Origin of the sequence: Vibrio aestuarianus (genome assembly GCF_012395185.1) — a bacterium.
Classification (GTDB): Bacteria; Pseudomonadota; Gammaproteobacteria; order Enterobacterales; family Vibrionaceae; genus Vibrio; species Vibrio aestuarianus.
In genome coordinates this window covers 49,072-70,417 of record NZ_JAAZTU010000021.1, presented here as the reverse complement: position 1 = coordinate 70,417, position 21,346 = coordinate 49,072, and the positions used below count along the sequence as shown (strand labels likewise).

Sequence of the window (21,346 nt, the reverse complement as noted above, 5' to 3'; positions counted from 1 at the left end):
ACTATAAAGATGAAAAAACTCGCAACTTTAATTTCTGCTGCTCTACTTTCAACCACCGTCTCTGTCTCTGCGCAGGCGCAAGACACAATGGCGATTGTATTATCGACATTGAACAACCCATTTTTCGTTACCATGAAAGATGGCGCAGAAGCCAAAGCAAAAGAGCTGGGTTATGAACTTATTGTGCTGGATTCACAAAATGACCCAAGTAAAGAGCTATCAAACGTAGAAGATTTAACCGTACGCGGTGTGAAAGCCATTTTGATCAACCCAACTGATTCTGATGCCGTATCGAATGCGATTCGTATGGCGAACCGAGCAAAAGTGCCAGTATTGACGCTTGACCGTGGTGCGAGCCGTGGTGATGTTGTTAGCCACATTGCATCTGATAACGTGGTTGGTGGTGAAATGGCGGGTCACTTCATCATGGAAAAAGTGGGTGAGAAAGCTAAAGTTATCCAACTTGAAGGCATTGCGGGTACTTCAGCCGCTCGTGAGCGTGGTGAAGGCTTTATGAATGCTGTTAACGGCAGTGAAATGCAGTTACTCGCTAGTCAACCGGCAGATTTTGACCGTACTAAAGGTCTGAATGTTATGGAAAACTTACTTGCCGCTAACCCTGATGTGCAAGCGGTATTTGCGCAAAATGACGAAATGGCATTGGGTGCACTACGCGCCGTTCAAGCATCAGGTAAAGATGTGATGATCGTTGGCTTTGACGGTACTGATGACGGTATTGCAGCGGTAGAACGTGGCCAACTTGCAGCGACGGTTGCACAACAACCAGACATGATTGGGGCGCTTGGCATTGAAACAGCCGCTAAAGTGTTAAAGGGCGAATCTGTTGATGAGTACATCCCTGTTCCTCTAAAAATTATCAGCAAATAATACTCAATGGCCTTCTTTTTAACGAGAGAGGGCCAGTTTTCCGGTGTGTTGAGCTTTGGTTTTTTTATTAGATAGAAAGTTCAAACCTCTCTATACCCCAAATCACAACGGGATATCTCCCTATTAATCATGTTCATTAATGAACAAAGGAAATCTTATGAATCAGTTAGTGGTATTAGGTAGTGTTAACGCTGACCATGTTCTTCAAGTGCCTTCTTTTCCTCGCCCTGGTGAGACATTGCATGGGCGCAATTATCAAGTTATTCCTGGTGGGAAAGGGGCAAACCAAGCCGTGGCCGCAGCAAGGCTAAATGCAGACATCGGGTTTATTGCGTGTGTCGGTGATGATGCGTTTGGCATTAATATTCGTGAAAGCTTTAAGCTTGATGGCATCAATATTTCAGGCGTGAAAATGCAGCCTAACTGCCCAACGGGGATCGCTATGATCCAAGTGTCTGACAGTGGCGAAAACAGTATTTGTATCTCTGCAGAGGCAAATGCCAAACTTACCGCACAAGTAATCGAGTCTGACCTTGCCAATATAGGTGCAGCTAGTTACTTGTTGATGCAACTTGAAACACCGATTGACGGCATTATTAAAGCGGCGCAATTTGCTAAAGAAAATCGTACTAATGTGATACTCAACCCAGCGCCAGCCCGCGAGCTACCTGATACTTTGTTAGCGTGTGTTGATGTGATCACCCCCAATGAAACCGAAGCACAGGTTCTCACTGGAATAACGGTTGATGATGATCAATCAGCGCAACTGGCTGCCAATGAATTACATAAGAAAGGCATAGAAATTGTGCTGATCACCTTAGGTGCTAAAGGAGTGTGGCTTAGCCAAAATGGTCGTGGAGTATTGATTCCAGGCTTTAAGGTTGATGCGACAGATACCACGGCAGCGGGTGATACGTTTAATGGCGCACTTGTGACTGGTTTGTTGGAAGATATGCCTTTAGAATCAGCAATTAAGTTTGCTCATGCGGCAGCGGCAATATCCGTCACACGTTTTGGGGCTCAGACATCTATCCCTACTCGCAAGGAGGTGGATGCATTCCTCGCTCAACATTGTTAGGAGAATAAAACATGGCCACCATGAAAGACATAGCAAGGCTTGCAGGGGTATCAACGTCAACGGTTAGTCATGTGATTAATAAATCTCGTTTTGTGAGCGAAGATATCGCTGAACGAGTCAATAAAGCGGCTCAAGACTTAAATTATGCACCATCTGCTTTGGCGCGTAGCCTCAAAATGAACCGTACTCGAACCATTGGCATGCTAGTTACTACCTCAACCAACCCTTTTTTTGGTGAAGTGGTGAAAGGGGTCGAACGCAGTTGTTATCACAAAGGGTATAACCTGATTTTGTGCAACACGGAAGGCGATAATGAACGAATGAAAGCGTCTATCAATACGCTGTTGCAAAAGCGTGTTGATGGTTTGTTATTGATGTGTTCAACCTTAGAAGGTGAACGTATCGAAGTATTTGATCGCTACCCCGACATTCCAGTTGTAGTGATGGATTGGGGACCAATGCTCTTTGCCAGTGACAAGATTCAAGATAACTCGTTAAGCGGTGGTTATATCGCAACCAATTATTTAATTGAATGTGGTCACAAAGAGATTGGCTGTATCACGGGGCCGCTCATTCGACATCAAGCGCAAATGCGTTATGAAGGTTATAAACGCGCTGTTTTAGAAGCAGGTTTAGAGATCAATCCGCAATGGATTGTGGAGTCAGACTTTGAGTGTGAAGGCGGTTATGAAGCGTTTAACCGCATGTTAGAAAAAGGTCCGCTACCCAGTTCAATTTTTGTTTCAAACGATATGATGGCGATGGGGGTTCTCAATGCCGCCCACGAAAAAGGCATCCGTATTCCCGAGGATGTTTCTATTATGGGATACGATGATATCCATATTGCTCGCTTTATGTCTCCAGCACTGACTACCGTGCATCAACCCAAATACCGTTTAGGTAAAGTGGCCGTCGAAACCTTGCTCAAAAAGCTTGAAAAAGAGACATTAGAGCCGCAAGTTGTGCAACTTGATCCAACCTTAGTTGTGCGTAAAAGTGTGAAACATTTGAACTAGGCTTTTGCTGTTATTGCTTGAATAAATTGCTGTGTTTTATTATTTCCTTCGGCGCAATATAGTGCGCAAATGTCTGCTGGAATCGATTCTTTCAGCGGAATAAAACAGATATGTGGCCATTGCTGGCTGCCGTAACTGGCAGGCACAATGGAGATGAAATTGCGCGTTGATACGACGGCTAGCAAGGTGTTTGGCTCAACGACTTCCTGCTCTATTTTTAAATGGAAACCCAGTTTTAAACAGTGTTGAGTGATCAACTCTGTGGAGGCTGAGTTCTCATGTTTTAGCATAACGAACTCTTCACTGATCAGTTCAGATAACGATAGCTTCTGATAGTCTTTTAATCGATGTTTATCTGACACCACAACGACCATCTTTTCTTTATACAGTGTACGAGCTTGAAGAGGATGAATATTAATACTGTCGGCATAGCGAGCAAGGCCGATATCAATTTGGTGGTTGAGCAACGCCATTTTTTGTTTTTTTGGCGACATCTCCAGCAAATTAAACTGTTGCTGTGGAGATCGCTTCTGCACTTGATACAAGGTATCGCCGAATCCAGCCCAAAAAATTGAACTCATTAAACCGATATTGAAGGTCTGGCCGTGTTCTCGATCGACTTTCTGTACTCGGTTCAAAGCGGTATCCAATACTTCAAAAATTAAATGACACTCTTGCTGTAATTGTTTGCCTGCTACTGTGAGTGCCACGTTGCGCGTGTTCCGTTCAAACAATGACACGCCGAGTAAGTGTTCTAGTTCTTTGATTTGTGCACTTAATGGTGACTTTGTGATATTTAATTGTTGAGCAGCTAAGCTAAATTGCCCGCATTGTGCTGTTGCGTAGAAGTAGCGCAACATTTTAAGAGTGATTTGATGGTTAAGCTGCATAGTAATTCGAATTGTTCAGTAACTGTGCTGAATATTGGCACAATTATGCTGAATTATGAAATTTTATCAGCACTAATAATGCGCTACAGTGAATTGGTATTTCCAATAATAAGGTGAATAACATGCATACTGACCCTGTAAATCAAGCATTAGAAACTATCTATCAACATAAACCAAATTTTAAACCGCAAGCTGCTTTTATTTTAGGCTCTGGACTAGGTGTACTTGCTGATGAATTAGATGAAAAAGTTGTGATCCCTTATGAATCTTTATCCGGGTTTCCAGTGAGTACTGTTGAAGGGCATTCCGGAGAATTAGTGTTAGGAAAAATGAATGGTATCGAAGTGGTATGTATGAAAGGGCGAGGCCATTTTTATGAGCATCAAACCATGAAAGTGATGACCAACCCCGTTCGAACGTTTAAACGTTTAGGATGCGAATTCATGTTAGTGACCAACGCCGCTGGTTCACTTCGCCCAGAGCGTATTGGTGTAGGGTCACTGGTCATTTTCAATGACCACATTAATACCATGCCTGAATCGCCAATGACAGGAGCTAACGATGACAATTATGGCCCACGCTTTTTCAGTTTAGCGAATGCATACGACAAAGGATTACGAGAAGAAGCGATGGCAGTGGCTGAACAAGAAAATATTCACGTCAATCAAGGTGTGTTTGTTTCTTATACTGGGCCGAATTTTGAGACTGCCGCAGAAATCCGCATGATGCAAGTCATCGGTGGTGATGTGGTGGGGATGTCGGTTGTTCCTGAGGTTATTTCGGCCGCACATTGCGGTTTACCTGTGTTAGCCGTGTGTGCCATTACTAACATGGCTGAAGGTTTAGGTGATGTGCAACTTTCTCATGAACAGACACTAAAGTGTGCAAAATTAGCAGAAAAAGATTTTATTCAATTGATCAAATCATTCATCGCTAAGCATTTTGCATCATAGCAAATCATAAGCCATAGAGAAAAAGAGAGCGCTATACGGCGCTCTCTTCTCCCATCTATTTGGTGATGACTTGTTGCCAGAACTCTGACCATTTCTGTGGTTTATTGTAAAAAGAACTTACTGGTACTTTGTGCCACTGGCCATTTTTTTCGTAGGCAAGAGAAGGAAAGCCTGCAACATTCAGCTTATCCATTAACCCATGAGTTTGGTTAATTGTCTCCTCTAGTGCCGCTTTCGCGTTAAGCATTGCTTGCTCCCAGTGACTCGCCTCAATACCTAGTTCTTGCGCCAATGCCAGTAGAGTTTTTTTTTCTGCAACAGGCAAACCCTGTTGGTAGTGTGCTTGCTGAATTTTTTTCAGCATTGCGATTCCAGCTTTTCCCCACGATTGAGCAGCAAGAATGGCTTGAGCTGTGATATATGAGTCTAAAATTACCGGCTCACCATTGGTGATCTTTGCGATGTACTCATCACCAAATTTAGCGCCAGTGTGCTGAGCTATACGTTGGTCAGCTTGCAGTACATGTTTGCGAAAATCATCAGAAAGAGGAGAACGCTCTATCATTCCACCAGGATGAAGGTTCAGTGTTACGTTTTCTATGTCGCTAAGTTGTTCAATAAGTGATGCTGCGCCGTAACACCAACCGCACATTGGGTCAAAAATATAGTGAATATTGGTCATCTCTAATGCTCTCTCAAGTTCTTGTTTATGGTCTGTATTGTAAAAGGGCATCAGCGCAAGATATAGGCTGAATCATCGACTTGATTGTTTCATTTTCTGAACTAATGAAGTTGTTTTGATAGTTTTATAGAGATTGTTTAAGGTAAATAGAGAAAAGCATTCAGTTAAATATATCAATTGGTTGGAAGAGGTAAGCCTAATCCAACGTTTGATTTCACTTGCCGCCTAACTTTAAGTTCAAGTTGTTTGGCTATATAAAATAATAAAGAGCACGATTGAGTGCTCTTTATTATTTTATGTGAGGATTACAATCCGCCTAGCTGTCGGGCTTGTTGCAACAACGCTTGGCGTTGAGCTTCCATTTCAGATTGAACTTCATTTTCCCTATGAGCGTCTTCTTCCACTGCCTGTGGGACTAATACATAGAACTTATTGATGGTCATCTCTGGATCTCATTTTGTTTCTGAATAGCAAAAAAATAAAGGATGTTAACTAGGTTAACATCCTCCATGAAGCGAGAATTATAGGCGTAGACGGTAGGGCTTAGCTAGTCCTTTATCTACTATATCTAGAATTTTTTAGACATCGTAAGTGGTAGACGCAGTATTACCGCCTGTACCTGTCCAGTTTGTGTGGAAGAATTCACCACGTGGACGGTCAGTACGCTCATAAGTATGTGCACCGAAGTAGTCACGCTGTGCTTGTAGTAAATTTGCTGGCAAGCGGGCGGTGGTATAGCCATCTAAGAAGGTTAACGCTGAAGTCATGCAGGGCATTGGAATACCCACTTCCATAGATTTAGCTGCGACTTTGCGCCATGCGCTCAGGCAGTTATCAAGAATGCCTTTAAAGTAAGCATCTGAACCTAGGAAAGCGATTTCTGGGTTAGCATCGAATGCATCACGGATGTTGCCAAGGAACGCACTGCGGATGATACAACCACCACGCCACATTAGGGCTACGTTACCGTAGTTAAGATCCCAACCATTTTCGTTAGAGGCTTCGCGCATTAGCATAAAGCCTTGCGCATAAGAGATGATTTTAGAAGCAAGCAGTGCCTGACGCAGAGCATCAATCCATTGCTGCTTATCACCTTCAACGGGAGTAATGGTTTTACCAAATAATTGCTCAGCTTCAACACGTTGATCTTTTAGTGCAGATAAGCAGCGAGAGAATACCGATTCCGTGATCAGCGTCAGTGGGATACCCATATCTAACGCATTGATACCAGTCCATTTACCTGTGCCTTTTTGGCCCGCAGTATCAAGGATTTTCTCAACCAGCGCTTCACCATCTTCATCTTTGTAGCCAAGAATGTCTGCGGTGATTTCCACTAGGTAGCTATCAAGCTCGGTTTTGTTCCAATCAGCAAACACTTTTTGCATCTCATCATGGTTCAAGCCTAAGCCATCCTTCATGAATTGATATGCCTCGGTGATGAGTTGCATGTCGCCATATTCAATGCCGTTATGAACCATTTTAACGAAGTGACCCGCGCCATCGTTACCAACCCAGTCACAACAAGGCTCACCGGCATCGGTTTTTGCAGAGATGCCTTGGAAAATTGGCTTAACTGCTTCCCAAGCTTCTGGTGCACCGCCTGGCATGATAGAAGGGCCAAAACGAGCGCCTTCTTCACCACCAGAAACACCTGTACCGATAAAGTGAATCCCTTTTTCACGTAGTGCAGCTACGCGGCGGTTAGTGTCTGGGAAGTTGGTGTTACCACCATCGATAATGATGTCGCCTTTGTCTAGTAGTGGAACTAATGCTTCGATAAATGTATCAACAACATCACCCGCACGAACCATCAGCATCACTTTACGTGGTGTGGCGAGTTTTTCGACCAACTCTTCAAGCGAGTATGCGCCAACAATGTTAGTGCCTTTCGCTGGGCCTTCTAAAAACTCGTCTACTTTTGCTGCTGTACGGTTATGAGCTACCACTTTAAAACCGTGGTCGTTCATATTTAAGATAAGGTTTTGGCCCATGACTGCTAGACCGATTACACCGATATCACCTTTCATTTACTTCTCTCCTTCACGCAATCTTTGCTGCTGCGTCTGAATCTAAAAACCACTCTGTTTTGCCAGTCGTTGACTGAATTTTCGCTGCAGGATAAGGGAGCTCATCTGCCGGAGTGGTATGAATTTCACGAACGATCTCGGCTTTACCTGCGCCAAGAACGAGATAACTAATACGTTTGGCTGCTGCTAATACCTTGGCGGTTTTAGAAACACGAAGCTGACCTGATTCTGGATGTGTTGCGACTAAAGACAAATTTTCATCTTGGTAGTTAGTCACATGTGGAAATAACGAAGCGGTGTGACCGTCTGACCCAACACCCAATAAAATCCAGTCAAACACTGGTGTGCCATTTTCAGTGGGAATGGCATCGGCCATTTCTTTGGCAAAACGCTCAGCTTCAACGCTTGGATCATCTTCCCCGCGGATGCGATGAATGTTTTGCGCAGGAATATCCACTTGGCTAAATAGCAATGAATTTGCCTCGCCAAAGTTACTTTCAGCATCATCAGCAGCCACACAGCGCTCATCACCCCACCAAAAATGTAGATTGCTCCACTGAATTCCTTCTGCGTATGGTGCTTGTGCTAAAAGCTTGAATAGCATTTTCGGCGTGCTGCCACCCGACAATGAGATGTGTACCGGACGACCTTGCTCGCTGTAGGCTTTTAGATCGTCTGCTAGGCTAGTAACAACTTGCTGAGCAGTATCGAAAATTTTGTGATTAATCATAGTTCGCAGTAATCCGTATCGGTTAGGTTCTTACAGGGAAAACGCCATGCACGGCCATCACGTTGTATTAGGTCATCGGCCTCTTTCGGCCCCCATGTGCCACACGCGTAACCAAATAGAGATTGAGGGTCTTGCTTGAAGTCCAAAATAGGCTGTACAAACTTCCAGCATGCTTCTACAGCATCGGTGCGTGCAAACAAGGTTGCATCACCATTAAGTGCATCTAAAAGCAAGCGCTCATAAGCGGTCAACATTTTGGTTTCTTCTAACGAAGTGTAATGGAAGTTCATCGACACTTCTTTAGCTTTAAAGCCTGCACCTGGTTCTTTTAAACCGAAGCTCATTTGAATGCCTTCATCGGGTTGGATGCGAATAATTAATTTATTCTCTGGGGCATTTTGGCCAAAAACAGGGTGTGGCGTACGTTTAAAGTGAATAACCACTTCGGTCACACGCGTTGGTAAGCGTTTACCAGAACGTACAAAAAAGGGGACACCGTTCCAACGCCAGTTATTGATGAACATTTTCAAACCGACGTAGGTTTCCGTACGAGAGTCGCTAGCAACGCCGTGTTCATCGCGGTAACTTGGGAGGAACTTGCCACGTACTTCTGATTCAGTGTATTGACCCAATACCAGGTTGTGACGTAGGTCATCTTCCGAAAGAGGCTGTAGGCTTTGCAGTACTTTATTGACTTCATTACGAATCGAATCAGCGTTAATTGCCGCTGGTGGTTCCATACCAACCATTGCCAATACTTGCAATAAATGGTTTTGGAACATATCACGTACCGCGCCCGAGCCATCATAATAGCCACCGCGTTCTTCTACGCCCAAAAATTCAGCGCCCGTGATTTCGACATAATCAATGAAGTTGCGATTCCACAGCGGTTCGAACATGCCATTAGCAAAGCGGAAAACCAGTAGGTTTTGCACGGTTTCTTTGCCGAGGTAGTGGTCAATACGGTAAATCTGGTGTTCTTGAAAATGACGATGAATTTCGATATCAAGACTTTTAGCTGAAGCAAGATCATAACCAAATGGTTTTTCGATGATCAAACGCTTCCAGCCTTGTGCCTCATTGTTAAGTCCATGAGCTGCAAGGTTGGCTGGGATCACACCGTAAAGGCTTGGCGGGGTAGCCAAGTAGAAAAGCGTGTTGCGCTGTTCAAACTTATAGTGGTCTGCTAACTCATCAAGGCGAGTTGCCAGTTTGGCATATTCTTCAACATCGGATGTATTGAGTGCTTGATAGTGTAAGTGCTCACAAAAAGCATTGAGTACATCTGGGGTGGTTTTTTCCATTTCCTGAAGAGAGCGTTTTAGCTTCTCTCGATATGATTCATCACTGTATTCAGTTCGGCTAACGCCCAGGATAGTAAAGGATTTTGGTAGCTGATTACTTTCGTACAAATGGTATAAAGCGGGGATCAGCTTGCGGTAGGTTAAGTCGCCTGAAGCACCAAAAATCACGATACTGCTGTTTTCAGGTATTACCATCATCTTTCCCTTAAAAACGTGGTATTTAGCATGCGCCTACAGTAGCAGTGCGTTGCAAAAATAGAAAATAGGCTCCAACTATCGTTTTGATAGCTATAACCAATAGCTGGGGAGGTTGAAATCTTCAATTCCCCCTCCAAACTCGGGTGCGTATTGTCTACGACAATTTGATATACATCAACAATTGATGACGCAATCGATTAAATTCTGACATTGTCCTAGTGCAAGTGATGCTTTATTCCTCTCTTGGAGACGAAATGGAATGCTGCACAATTGAAAATTCAAGATTTGGTGATTTTTGTGGCTTCTAGTAATGAATAATTGATTATTATTTGTTCAAACAGACGCTAATAAGGCGTAACTCACTAAAATATATATCAATTGCTTCTACACTTAAGTCAAACTATCCCCTTCTTACTTGAAGGTGCAGCGGTGTTGGCTACGTTTGCTCACCCCAATCACATAGTTTATCTATGCTCATGGGGATTCACTCACTTGCCGCCTACCTGCAACTCCAAATAGTTTGGGTATACAACAAGAATCTAAAAGCTAAGGAGCGGAGTGATGGCGATTCAACGATTGAATGCAGAGCAGCTCTACCATGTTGCACAGTTAGAAAAGCTACCTTGTAAATCAACCAAAGAACTGGATCCTATCGATGAGATAGTGGGGCAAGAACGCGCACAAAAAGCGGTTGAGTTTGCCATGTCGATCAAAGAAAAAGGTTACAACATCTACGCGATTGGTCGTAACGGATTAGGCAAACGTACGATGATTTTGCGTTATTTAAATCGACACCAGCATGAAGCCGATGCCTTGTTTGATTGGTGTTATGTCGCTAATTTTGCCGATATTCGTACTCCGAAAGTGCTGAAATTACCTTCTGGTGTTGGTGTGAGCCTTAAGCAAGACATAGAAAAGCTCATGACGAAGTTGGTCAATGCCATTCCGTTAGCATTTGATAACGAGATCTACTTTGCGCGCGCTGATAAGCTAAAAAACCAGATGGTACAAAAGCAACAAGGTGAATTGGATAGCATCAGTAAAGAGGCAAAAGATAAAGGCATCAGTTTGACCATTACCACCCAAGGTGACTACCAATTTGTTGCCATGAATGGTGAGGACATGCACACGGAAGAATCATTTGATGCGTTGTCGAAAAAAGAACAAGAGCAGTTTAGTCATATCATTGATGAACTTGAGATTAGCTTGCGCAATATGTCTCGTCAGCTTACCGAATGGGAAGAGTCATACAGTGAGAAGATCAAAAAACTTAATGATGAAGTGACACTAGGCGTGATCACGCATTTCATTAAACAGTTAAAGCAGGACTACTCAGGTTACCCTGAGATCAAAAACTACTTGACCGAGTTGCAAAAAGATATTGTCGATAATGCGGATATCTTTTTAGACGAAGAAAGTGAGCAGGGTGAAGTAGCAACAGCGTCGTTGGATAAGCGTTTACCTCGTCGCTATAAAGTCAACGTTTTGGTTAGTCAGCCTTCCGATAAATTGCCTGTCGTTGTGGAAGAAAATCCAAATTATCACTCTTTATTTGGCTATATTGAGACGGCAACGTTTAAAGGTACGGTGTTTACGGATTTTTCATTGATTCGCGCCGGTAGCTTACATAAAGCCAATGGCGGTGTACTGCTGATGGATGCAGTCAAAGTGCTTGAGCAGCCATACGTATGGGATGGGTTAAAACGTGCGTTACGCTCTCGCCAGTTGAGCTTTACCTCACTTGAAAAAGAGGTGACTTTAACAGGGACAGTGTCACTAGATCCCGAGCCGATCCCATTGAATGTAAAAATTATCCTATTTGGTGACTACAATACTTATCAATTATTAACCCGCTATGACCCTGAATTCAGTGAGTTGTTCAGAGTGACTGCGGATTTTGAAGACGAGATGACTCGTACTCCAGATAGTGAACTTCACTATGCGCGCTTTATTTCGAGTATTGTGCATGACAACAATATGCTGCACTGCGACCGCAAAGCGATTGCCCGCATCATCGAACACAGTTCACGAACGACTGGTGACCAAGGCAAGTTATCGCTGCATTCCGCTCACATTGCGAATTTGCTGCGTGAGTCGAACTACGTTGCCAAGCAAGCCAACTCGAATATGATTCGTCAAAACCACGTTGAAGAAGCACTAAAAAATCAGGAAATGCGCGTTAATCGCTTGCAAGACAGTGTGATGGAAACTTTTGCCAATGGTACGACTCTCATCCAAACGGGAGGGATGGCTATTGGACAAGTGAACGCTTTATCGGTACTGAGCACCAGTGATCATATGTTTGGAGCGCCGAATCGAATTACCGCAACCACCTCTTATGGTGATGGTGAGATCATTGATATTGAACGCAGTGTCGATTTAGGGGGCAGTATCCACTCCAAAGGAGTAATGATTCTGTCGGCTTACCTTTCTTCCGTATTTGGTCGAACCGCGCGTGTACCACTGACGACCACGATTACCTTTGAGCAGTCATACGGCGGGGTTGATGGGGATAGCGCGAGTATGGCGGAGTTCTGTGCCATTGTGTCTGCTTTTTCAAAGCAACCGAATCGACAAGATATTGCGATTACTGGTTCTATGAACCAATTTGGTGAGTCACAACCGATTGGCGGCGTTAATGAAAAGATAGAAGGCTTCTTTGACGTATGTACCATTAAAGGACGCACCAACCAGCAAGGTGTGATTATTCCTCTTTCCAACATGCATAACTTGATGTTGCGTTCGGATGTCGTGAAAGCGGTAGAAAAAGGCGAATTCAACATTTGGGCAATTGAGCATGTCACCGAAGCTATCGAACTTTTTACTGGTAAAGCCGCAGGTATTGCCACCGAAGAGGGGAGCTATCCGGTAGATACTATATTTGGATTAGCACAAGCCAAATTGAATGCGTTGAGAAAGTAAAACAACCTATTTACTAGCAAAATATGGCCACCTTTTGGTGGCTATATTTTTACATAAACTATCATAATTTGACTTGTGCTGTTTTCTTGTCGAAAAGTCATATTTATGGCGTTGTTTATAGCGTAACACTATGAACTTAAGCCTGTTATTCAATAGACTATTTTGTGATCTTGATCTAGAATCGTCGCCTTGTTTTGATTGTTGGGATTGTTCCCAATGATATGGACGCGAATAATTTTTTATCGAGGTTCTAAAATGCACTTTTCACTGAAAAACTTGTCCATTCGTGTTCAAGTTTTGCTACCAGTTTTGCTTACAACGATAGCTCTTTTTATTGCTTTATGGATAACCAAAAGCAATCTTCAGAATGAACAACACCAAGTTTCAAACAATACTGATTTGCTCGTTGAATACAAAGATACTCTTGCCAGTATTGACGACACTATTTATCCGCTTCGTATTAGTGCTGTATATGCAATTTACGATTCGTCTCGTCGTGATAGTTTCTTATCAGAATTAAAAAGTGGCTTGAAAGAGGTCGAATATAGCCTTACCAAAATGCAGCAAAATGAAATGTATCGAAATGATGTTTCTTTTGTTCGTGATCGTATTGAGAATTATATAGAGATGTCTAATCGAGCGGTTGAGCTTTTCAATAACCGTGATAAGGGACAAGTTCAAGAAGGGCAGTATACATCGTTTATTACTCAATACCGTGAAAGCGGTAATCAGATGGTGAGTGCCGTCAATGCATTGTCTCAAAAGGTCAATCAGCTAGCCACTCAATCACTTGCACAAAGTGAGAAAGACAATATTCGCGTCATGAATACCGCAATGATCACCGTGTTATCGGTTTTGGCGATTTCTCTTATGATGGCGTGGATATTATCAAATATGATTGTGGCACCTATTCAAAAATTGCAAATGGTGATCCGAGAATTAGCACAAGGTAACTTAACTATTCGAGCTGATGTGGATGGTGAAAATGAAATATCGCGTCTTGGCAAAGATGTAAACACTACCGTTTCTCAATTACATATAACAGTTGATCAGCTTAACCGAATTAGTGAAGAAGTCGCATCGGCATCAACAGAGTTGGCGGCGGTGATGACTCAAGCGGAATCAAACGCTAACCAAGAATTGTGTGAAATTGAGCAAGTTGCTTCAGCGGTTAATGAGTTGGCTAGTACAGCTAACAACGTAAGTGATAATGCCACATCGGCTGATTCAACTGCACGTGAAGCGGATGAATTGGCAAAATCTGGTTTGGCTATATTCGTAGAAAGTGCTCAAGCGAGCACACAAATGTCTGATGCATTGAATCATGCGGCGAGTGTGGTACTTCGTTTGAAAGAGCAATCTGAGCAGATCAATGATGTTGTTGAAGTTATCCGTGGTGTCTCTGAGCAAACCAATTTGCTAGCACTTAACGCAGCGATTGAAGCGGCTCGCGCTGGCGAGACTGGCCGTGGTTTTGCTGTAGTGGCAGACGAAGTACGCATGCTTGCTGCACGGACGGAAAGTTCAACCAAAGAGATCAGGGTCATTATTGAAGATCTGCAAAGTCAGTCGATCCTAGCAAATGACAGCATGCAAACCAGCATAGATATGTTGGCACGTAATAGTGAATTAACGCAACGTGCTAATGATGCGCTTGTGGGGATTACTGAGTCGGTTTCTGATATCAATGATTCTAACGCGCAAGTTGCTACCGCTGCGGAAGAACAGTCTCAAGTAACGCAGGATATTAACCGCAGTGTGGTGAATATGTCTGAGCTTGTTAACCAAAATGTCACAGGTATTAGCCAAAGTGCCAGTGCTAGCTCAGAGCTATCACAATTAGCAGAGAAGCAAAAAGCTCAGTTGGCTTTCTTTAAGCTATAAATCTTCTGATAATTTAAGCTTTAAGCTGCATAACTTGCAAGGTTGTGCGGCTTTTTTTCTAATTTAAGCATAATTAACTATCAGAAATAATTGAATTTTTAAATATCATTACCTTCATGGCGATCTTCGTTGTGTTGCATAATAAATTGCTATCTTTTTTAACATTATCTCCATATATTGAAGCCATAAAAACAAAAATGTGATGATGATCGCGCCTGTAGTGCGTGAGTTGGCTTATGAGAAGGAGTAATTATGGGTAAAGAGGACAGCTTATTTCAGTGGGAAAGAGTACAGCGGTTTAATTTCTCGGTTTGGACGGTGCTAACGGGTACGTTGATTGCTCGCACCAGTTTTTTCATGGCATGGCCATTTTTGATAGTGTTTCTCTACCAAGACTATGGTGCTTCAGCGATTGAAGTGGGGGGAATGCTGGCCGCTTCAGCCGTTGTTGGGGCTGTGACTGGTTTATATTCTGGATACCTATCCGATAAATTCGGCCGCAAGTGGGTGATGGTTGCTGGTAGTTGGATTGCGGCATTGGCCTACAGCGGAATTGGTATCGCAGACCAAATCTGGCAATTTTATGTGCTTATTGTTATCACCGGGTTAATGCGCCCGATGATTGAGGCTCCAGCTAAAGCGGTTATTGGTGACAACTTATCGAATGTAAAAGATAGAGAATTGGCACTTAATATTCGCTATTTTTTATTAAATCTCGGTGGCGCTGTTGGGCCGTTATTAGGTATTACATTAGGTTTAACGCATCCTCAAAGTTTGTTCTTTTTTGCTGGTGGAACCTACCTCATTTATGGTTTTTGGCTGTTATTTGGCATTGAACGCAAAGGTCGATATATCCAACCGGATCGCACAGCACTCCCCAATTTTACTTCTACTTTACGTGTGATCAGTAAAGACAATATCTTTGTTAAATTGATGGTGGCGAACTTTATTATGATGTTTGTATACGGGCAGGTGGAATCGTCAATTCCGCAGGTTATCGTACGAACCAGCGTTTCGGACGCCGCGCAGATTGTCGCAGGGCTAGTATTAGTCAATACCATGACCATTATCGTCTTTCAATTTCCAATGCTTAAGTGGCTAGAAAGCATTCCTCTTTTCGTACGTACTCGGATTGGTATGGGGTTAATGGCGGTGGCGCAGATAGGTTTTCTTCTTACTCCCGCAGATTGGCCTATTGGCTGGGCGATTGCCTGTTTTATTTTAAGTATGGGAGAGGTTATCGCTTTTCCTACTCTAAATGTACAAATTGATCGTATGGCTCCAGCGCATCTCCGTGGGTCGTATTTCGGCGCGGCGGCATTGTATTCATTGGGCTTTGCGATTGCACCTTTGATTGGCGGTGTGGTGATTGAGTCACTCAGTTCCAACTGGCTATTCGGTGTTTGCTTTGTGCTATGTTTAGTGATGATTTGGTTGTATTGGGTGGCTGAGCATCAAGAAGATAATGTACAAAGAGAACCGATCGTTCAGGCTTAATGCTCAAAAGCCCTCATCGAGGGCTTTATGCTTTAATGTTACTTGGCTTGCGCTGTTAGTCCTGCGCTTGCTGGCTCCACTTTCAATGTTTGAGTTGGGAAGGCAACGTCGGCATCATTGTTGTGAATGATCGCCATTGCTTTTAACAGCACATCTTGTTTTACTTCTTGGTAGCGCATCCAATTAACGGTTTTGGTGAAGGTGTAGATAAAGAAATCTAACGATGAAGGACCAAAAGCGTTGAAATTGACCATCAGTGTTTGTTCACTATCAATGTCAGGGTGATTTTCCAACATTTCACGTATTTCTTTGACAATTTTTGCCATTTTTGCAGCATCATCGTAACGCAACCCAATGGTTTCATTGATGCGGCGATTAAGCATGCGCGAAGGGTTTTCGAGCACAATGTTGTTGAATACTGAATTGGGGACATAAAGTGGTCGTTTATCAAAAGTACGGATGATAGTCATACGCCATCCAATACGTTCGACGGTCCCCTCAATTTGACGATCTGGTGAACGAATCCAATCGCCGACCTTAAAAGGGCGGTCAAAGTAGATCATTAACCCACCAAAGAAGTTGGACAATAAATCTTTTGCTGCAAAACCGATAATTAGACCACCCACACCGCCAAAGGTTAAAAGCCCAGAAAGGCTCAGACCAAATGCCTGCATGATAGAAAGCATACCGATGAGAATGAAGAATAAACGTGCAACCTTTGCAATGGCTTGAATTGTAGTCTCATCATATTTTTTTTGTGATAACACGTAGTGCTCAACATTGTTGATGAGGCGCATGATGATCCAGATAAAAATAGCGATCAACATCAATAGCTTTACTGTTTGTAGCCAGTTGAGCTTATCTTTCATCGTATCTTCAAGCAGTAGCCCAAGTGATATTGTGCCAGGCCAACACCAAATTAAAGTGCTTACCGGAGTTTTTAATGCGTGTAACAGCAAATCATCCCAATGGAATTGAGTTTTTTCAGCGACAAACAGTAATCTGCTGTACACGACTCGCCAAATCCCCCATGCAACAAGGCTGGCAATAGAGATAAAAATAATGCTGGTATCCCAATGTTGGGCAAGGGAGGAAGATTCAATGCGAGTCAGTAATTCATTCATAATGTTTTAGTCTTAGTGTGAATGTTGACGCTCAAACTAACAGAAAACATCGGCTATCTCTATATCATGTAGGCGAAGAGATGCGGTGAGATATGAACAATATCAAATTTTACTAGACTCTGATCATCTTATAAAAGTATGGCGTCAGCTATTGCTGTGAAAAATGATCGGAGAGCGCAGAGCGGCGATTTTTACTGGGATCACCGCTTTCATCGATTTGAATAGTCTCTTCGTAGCCTTGTTTTATAAATCGTTGAGTGGGTGTGCTGGGTTCAATACGCTTTAATTGAGGTGAGTTGAGTGTTCCTGACTGCTGGTAAATAGTTATGCCATCACCAGTTCGAATTTCAATTTGCTTTCCATTGTAGTCAAAGTTTGTGCTTATCAACCGGTTGTTGCGAAATACTCCTTTTTCATTAAAAGTCAGAATCTCCGTGCTATAACTAGGTGCACCAATTTCAATCCATGAACCATAGACTTGTTTCGGATGAGTGTACTCTTGATAGCTGAAAAACAGCAGTGCCGCAAAGCCGACAGCCACTGTGACTAATACTATCCAAAAAACACTTTTGAAAAGCGATTCTCTCTTCATCGAGGGGCCTGAAAATGGTTTTTTTTCATTCGCTAAGTCCTTATTCTGTTTAGGTTATCTAGGGGGGGGCAGTTTGAACCAATAGCCTATTTATCCATCCCTTTTCTACCTTTAATCTGCAACTTCAAGTTGTTTGGGTATAGAACGAAATCAGAGACTGAAAGATGTCGTACAGTTTGGCAAATCTCGCGCCATTAAATGTGACTCTAATTCCAAATGAAGAGCTAATGGATGACAAGATAGATAGTGTGTTAATTGTTCTACTATTGATTATAGACTGAGTGCGATGGTTTGTTTTGGCCTAATTTGCTTCTTGTGTAATTTGAAATTATCAGATAAAACAAGCGAATGATTTATCACAGTAGGTCGATGATGGCCTTTACAAGGAAGAAAAATGATCAAAGAAAACTCGTATTTTGAAGGTAACGTAAAATCTTTGGGTTTCACGCAGCAAGATGGTGATAGCTCTGTTGGAGTTATGGCTCCTGGTGAGTACACTTTTGGTACAGCAGCCCCAGAACGAATGACCGTGGTTAAGGGTACATTAGTCATTAAGCGTATTGGTGATGAAGAGTGGTCGACGTTTAACAGTGGCGAGTCATTTGAGGTGGCCGGAAATTCATCGTTTGATTTACAGGTAGCGCAATCTACAGCCTATTTATGTGAATATCTGTAGTTATTGCTTTCAGTGTTATGTCCACTGATATAAAAAAGCCACACCCAATAGTGTGGCTAAAACAAAAAATGAATGGCAGTGGATATTCAGTTTTTGTGCTGTGGGATCTAAACCAGAACCCAATAATGTTTTACTGATACAGACTTATTACTAGGTCAATACGCCTTAATACGTGTCAAGTGAACGTTATACCGATGAGGATGATATTTAGATCATTAATAGGTTTCAAAAAGACCAGAGTTGTAGTCTTTGATGGCTTGTTCAATCTCTGCAAAAGAGTTCATAACAAAAGGGCCATAGTGAACAACCGGTTCATTGATTGGTTCGCCCATCAATAGCAATACACCACCGATTTCATTGGTTTCAAGCTCTAAGAACTCACCTTTTGACATCAATGCTATCTCACCCTCTCTTAATACTTTTGTACCCAAGGTTATGTGTCCTTGGTAGACATAAACCATCACATTATGGTTTTCTGGAGTGTTGATACGGATAGCGCTTTTTGGTATAGCTTGCCAGTCTGCTACACTCAATGTCGACCCTGTCTGAGTCAAAGGGCCAATCAATGTCTCGCCATTACAATCGATGTGACCAGCTAAAATTCGCAGTAAGCCAGTACTAGGTGTGCGATATTCAGTAATGCTCTCTGGTTGAAAGTCATGGTATTGAGCAGGAAGCATTTTATGGCTAGCGGGTTGATTTATCCAAATCTGAAAACCATGCAAGTGGCCGTCTTGCATAATTGGCATTTCACTGTGAATGACTCCACGTCCTGCTGCCATCCATTGGGCACCGCCAGAACGTAACTCGCCAATATTACCCATATGATCTTTGTGCTGAAAATGCCCATTTAACATATAGGTGAGCGTTTCTATACCGCGGTGAGGATGAGGCGGAAAGCCACCTATATAGTCAGATTTTTGGTCTGACTTTAATTCATCAACCATCAAAAATGGTGAAAAGTGGGTATTATTAAACCCTGCGACTCGGCGAATTTTAACTCCATCACCATCAGATGTTGGTTGCGCGCGAAGCATTTGTTGCACTGTACGTTGGTTTGGCATAACGGCTCTCCTCTACGGAATACGCAAAGTGTAAATCAACAATCTTGCAAAGATGAGCCCACGGATTTGAGTATCTTCTTCAATAATTTCGAACATCTCTATGCTCTCCCTACTTGATGCAGCTGTGGCGTTGGCTATGCTCGCCTAATCCGGCTCCGTCGTAAACGTGGATGAAAGCGTAGTAAAAGATGCAATGACCCTGCGAGTACATAGAATCGCTCAAAGTCATTGTTGTCTTCTATTTTTATATGCTCTTGCAGCCAATGAATAGAAATGCTGCCATTATTCACGCTTTAAAATCTAAACAAATAATTAGCCACAAGTGATTTTTTTCTTCTAGACTTGAGTTGGTATCTAACTCTTTAGGGGGAGCTTAAGAATGGCAGAGTTAGTAGGAAGGCATTTAGAAGAAATGGCCAATATGCAATTATCCCGCAAACGTAGAGTTGTGGGGTTGTGTTCTGTTGTGTCGGCTACTCTATTTTCCTACTACGGTTTCGTGCAGTTCATCGATCACAGCTACTATCTTAGCTTATTTAATTTTATCTGTTTGTTGGCGATCATTTTCAATGCTATCTATTTATATCAGCGTCCCGACATGCCCTACGCCGACTTAGTTCTTAGCGGAATTTTACTGACTAAAGGTATCATGCTGCTGCTTTACAGCGCGCAAGCCACAAGCGGTATTTTATGGCTCTATCCTATTCTAGCTGCGGTCATTTTCATTAATGACTTTAAAATTGGGATAGTATTTAGCTTTAGTTTTAGCATGTTGGTTGGCGTTTCATTATTGGTGACTAATACGCAATTATCATCAGACTACTTATCGGCGGATCGTTTCGTTATCAGCCTAACTATTTTAGGTGTCATCTGTCATATTTCAGCTTACTATTACAACAAAGCCATCAATTATATCCAATCCCTCTATCAAGAAGGGATTGAGGACCTTGCCTATACAGATCAGCTCACTGGTCTTGCTAACCGTTGGAGTTTTGAAAATTGGGCGAATGAAAAGCTTTCTCAGCAAATGAAAAGTAATTCCATCACTGCCTTAGTGTTTCTCGATATTGATAATTTTAAATCGATTAATGACAACTATGGCCACGATGTTGGCGATAAAGTGCTGCAATATTTTGCTAACAGATTAAAGAACAACGTTAGGAATAGAGACAGGAAGACAGCTAAACATGACTGTTCAATCGCAAGGTTTGCAGGAGATGAGTTCGTATTGTTGCTGTACGATGTAAGAACCAAAAAAGATCTTGATGCTATTCTTAACCGTATTTGTTACATGTTTGAGGATAAATATCAAAGTTCCGAGATGATTAACAACCTCACTGTCAGCGTTGGTGCTGCGCTATTTCCAAATGATGCTGATAACCTACCAGAACTCACCCGCTGTGCGGATAAAGCTATGTATTGGGCAAAACACAAAGGTAAAAATCAGTACCAGTATTATCAACATATATCTTCTGCTGAAATTCAAGAATCAAAATGCTCAGCAACCGTCACACCAATTAAAAAGGCTAGCGAGTCATATACATAAGCCATAGCCCTAATACACATAACAGTGACATCCATACGGCGTACCTTACTGTATTGGGTTTATCCTTTCTGGGTTTAACCACTGGCCTTAGTGCCACTCGCTTTGCTGCATCAATAATGGAAAGGTCTTTCTCATCACGATTTTCTAGTATTTCACGTTTTTTCTGCGCTTGGTTGGCAACTTTGGTAAAACGGTGCATCTGATCCTGAGTGAAATCTTCATTAGGATCATAGTGCGAATTTTTATCCGTATGTTTAGGCAATACAGACATCTCA

Annotated in this window: 19 protein-coding genes; 9 read left to right on the top strand and 10 right to left on the bottom strand. The window is 42.5% G+C overall.

Annotated elements, in window-relative coordinates; all coding sequences use genetic code 11:
- The first annotated feature begins 9 nt into the window (after window positions 1–9).
- The 3 genes from rbsB to HGG78_RS11530 all read left to right on the top strand — a co-directional run bounded on the left by rbsB (window position 10) and on the right by HGG78_RS11530 (window position 2,982).
- Complete coding sequence (gene rbsB / locus HGG78_RS11540) at window positions 10–888, top strand: ribose ABC transporter substrate-binding protein RbsB (RefSeq protein WP_053311168.1); 879 nt, start codon at window positions 10–12, stop codon at window positions 886–888.
- Window positions 889–1,045: 157 nt separating this feature from the next.
- Window positions 1,046–1,966, top strand: a complete 921-nt coding sequence (gene rbsK, locus HGG78_RS11535; RefSeq protein ID WP_172532952.1) for a ribokinase — start codon at window positions 1,046–1,048, stop codon at window positions 1,964–1,966.
- Window positions 1,967–1,977: 11 nt separating this feature from the next.
- Window positions 1,978–2,982, top strand: a complete 1,005-nt coding sequence (locus HGG78_RS11530; RefSeq protein ID WP_172532951.1) for a substrate-binding domain-containing protein — start codon at window positions 1,978–1,980, stop codon at window positions 2,980–2,982.
- On the opposite strand, the gene HGG78_RS11525 is transcribed toward HGG78_RS11530, so the two are convergent.
- Complete coding sequence (locus tag HGG78_RS11525) at window positions 2,979–3,872, bottom strand: LysR family transcriptional regulator (RefSeq protein ID WP_172532950.1); 894 nt, start codon at window positions 3,870–3,872, stop codon at window positions 2,979–2,981. The two genes, HGG78_RS11530 and HGG78_RS11525, sit on opposite strands and share 4 nt — an antisense overlap.
- Before the next feature lie 122 nt (window positions 3,873–3,994).
- Here HGG78_RS11525 and xapA point away from each other — a divergent pair, with 122 nt between their 5' ends.
- Window positions 3,995–4,825, top strand: a complete 831-nt coding sequence (gene xapA, locus HGG78_RS11520) for a xanthosine phosphorylase (RefSeq protein ID WP_172532949.1) — start codon at window positions 3,995–3,997, stop codon at window positions 4,823–4,825.
- Window positions 4,826–4,880: 55 nt separating this feature from the next.
- Here xapA and HGG78_RS11515 read toward each other — a convergent pair whose 3' ends face one another.
- The 5 genes from HGG78_RS11515 to zwf all read right to left on the bottom strand — a co-directional run bounded on the left by HGG78_RS11515 (window position 4,881) and on the right by zwf (window position 9,763).
- On the bottom strand, window positions 4,881–5,507 hold the full coding sequence (locus tag HGG78_RS11515) for a DsbA family protein (RefSeq protein ID WP_172532948.1): 627 nt from the start codon (window positions 5,505–5,507) through the stop codon (window positions 4,881–4,883).
- Between the two features lie 305 nt (window positions 5,508–5,812).
- A complete protein-coding gene (locus tag HGG78_RS11510; protein WP_168524312.1) occupies window positions 5,813–5,950 on the bottom strand; it encodes a hypothetical protein in 138 nt (45 codons plus the stop codon).
- A gap of 135 nt (window positions 5,951–6,085) precedes the next feature.
- Window positions 6,086–7,534, bottom strand: a complete 1,449-nt coding sequence (gene gnd / locus HGG78_RS11505) for a decarboxylating NADP(+)-dependent phosphogluconate dehydrogenase (RefSeq protein ID WP_172532947.1) — start codon at window positions 7,532–7,534, stop codon at window positions 6,086–6,088.
- A gap of 13 nt (window positions 7,535–7,547) precedes the next feature.
- Entirely contained in the window at window positions 7,548–8,264 is a 717-nt protein-coding gene (gene pgl / locus HGG78_RS11500; RefSeq protein ID WP_172532946.1) for a 6-phosphogluconolactonase, read from the bottom strand.
- Window positions 8,261–9,763, bottom strand: a complete 1,503-nt coding sequence (gene zwf, locus HGG78_RS11495) for a glucose-6-phosphate dehydrogenase (protein ID WP_172532959.1) — start codon at window positions 9,761–9,763, stop codon at window positions 8,261–8,263. The genes pgl and zwf overlap by 4 nt, the downstream gene beginning before the upstream one ends.
- A 564-nt stretch (window positions 9,764–10,327) precedes the next feature.
- On the opposite strand from zwf, the gene HGG78_RS11490 reads away from it, so the two are divergent.
- From HGG78_RS11490 to HGG78_RS11480, 3 genes are all read left to right on the top strand, one after another.
- On the top strand, window positions 10,328–12,688 hold the full coding sequence (locus HGG78_RS11490; protein ID WP_172532945.1) for an ATP-binding protein: 2,361 nt from the start codon (window positions 10,328–10,330) through the stop codon (window positions 12,686–12,688).
- A gap of 255 nt (window positions 12,689–12,943) precedes the next feature.
- Window positions 12,944–14,572 carry a methyl-accepting chemotaxis protein gene (locus HGG78_RS11485; protein WP_172532944.1) on the top strand — a complete coding sequence of 543 codons (1,629 nt, stop codon included), beginning with the start codon at window positions 12,944–12,946 and terminating at the stop codon, window positions 14,570–14,572.
- A 252-nt stretch (window positions 14,573–14,824) separates the two neighbouring features.
- Window positions 14,825–16,069 (top strand): MDR family MFS transporter, encoded by a 1,245-nt coding sequence (locus HGG78_RS11480; protein ID WP_172532943.1) that lies wholly within the window; start codon window positions 14,825–14,827, stop codon window positions 16,067–16,069.
- A gap of 38 nt (window positions 16,070–16,107) precedes the next feature.
- On the opposite strand, the gene HGG78_RS11475 is transcribed toward HGG78_RS11480, so the two are convergent.
- Both HGG78_RS11475 and HGG78_RS11470 read right to left on the bottom strand, forming a co-directional pair.
- Window positions 16,108–17,193: a mechanosensitive ion channel family protein gene (locus tag HGG78_RS11475; RefSeq protein WP_172532942.1), complete on the bottom strand. Its 1,086-nt coding sequence runs from the start codon at window positions 17,191–17,193 to the stop codon at window positions 16,108–16,110.
- 148 nt (window positions 17,194–17,341) lie between these two features.
- Entirely contained in the window at window positions 17,342–17,785 is a 444-nt protein-coding gene (locus HGG78_RS11470; protein ID WP_172532941.1) for a DUF2850 domain-containing protein, read from the bottom strand.
- 394 nt (window positions 17,786–18,179) lie between these two features.
- Between HGG78_RS11470 and ppnP the strand changes: the two genes are divergently transcribed.
- Window positions 18,180–18,461: a pyrimidine/purine nucleoside phosphorylase gene (gene ppnP / locus HGG78_RS11465; protein WP_171981057.1), complete on the top strand. Its 282-nt coding sequence runs from the start codon at window positions 18,180–18,182 to the stop codon at window positions 18,459–18,461.
- Window positions 18,462–18,676: 215 nt separating this feature from the next.
- Here the strand turns inward: ppnP and HGG78_RS11460 are convergent, their stop codons facing one another.
- The gene (locus HGG78_RS11460) at window positions 18,677–19,525 is read right to left on the bottom strand and encodes a pirin family protein (protein ID WP_172532940.1); all 849 of its coding nucleotides are present in this window, start codon (window positions 19,523–19,525) and stop codon (window positions 18,677–18,679) included.
- Between the two features lie 379 nt (window positions 19,526–19,904).
- Between HGG78_RS11460 and HGG78_RS11455 the strand changes: the two genes are divergently transcribed.
- Entirely contained in the window at window positions 19,905–21,071 is a 1,167-nt protein-coding gene (locus HGG78_RS11455; protein WP_172532939.1) for a GGDEF domain-containing protein, read from the top strand.
- On the opposite strand, the gene HGG78_RS11450 is transcribed toward HGG78_RS11455, so the two are convergent.
- Entirely contained in the window at window positions 21,052–21,342 is a 291-nt protein-coding gene (locus tag HGG78_RS11450) for a hypothetical protein (RefSeq protein WP_172532938.1), read from the bottom strand. The two genes, HGG78_RS11455 and HGG78_RS11450, sit on opposite strands and share 20 nt — an antisense overlap.
- Window positions 21,343–21,346 lie beyond the last annotated feature (4 nt).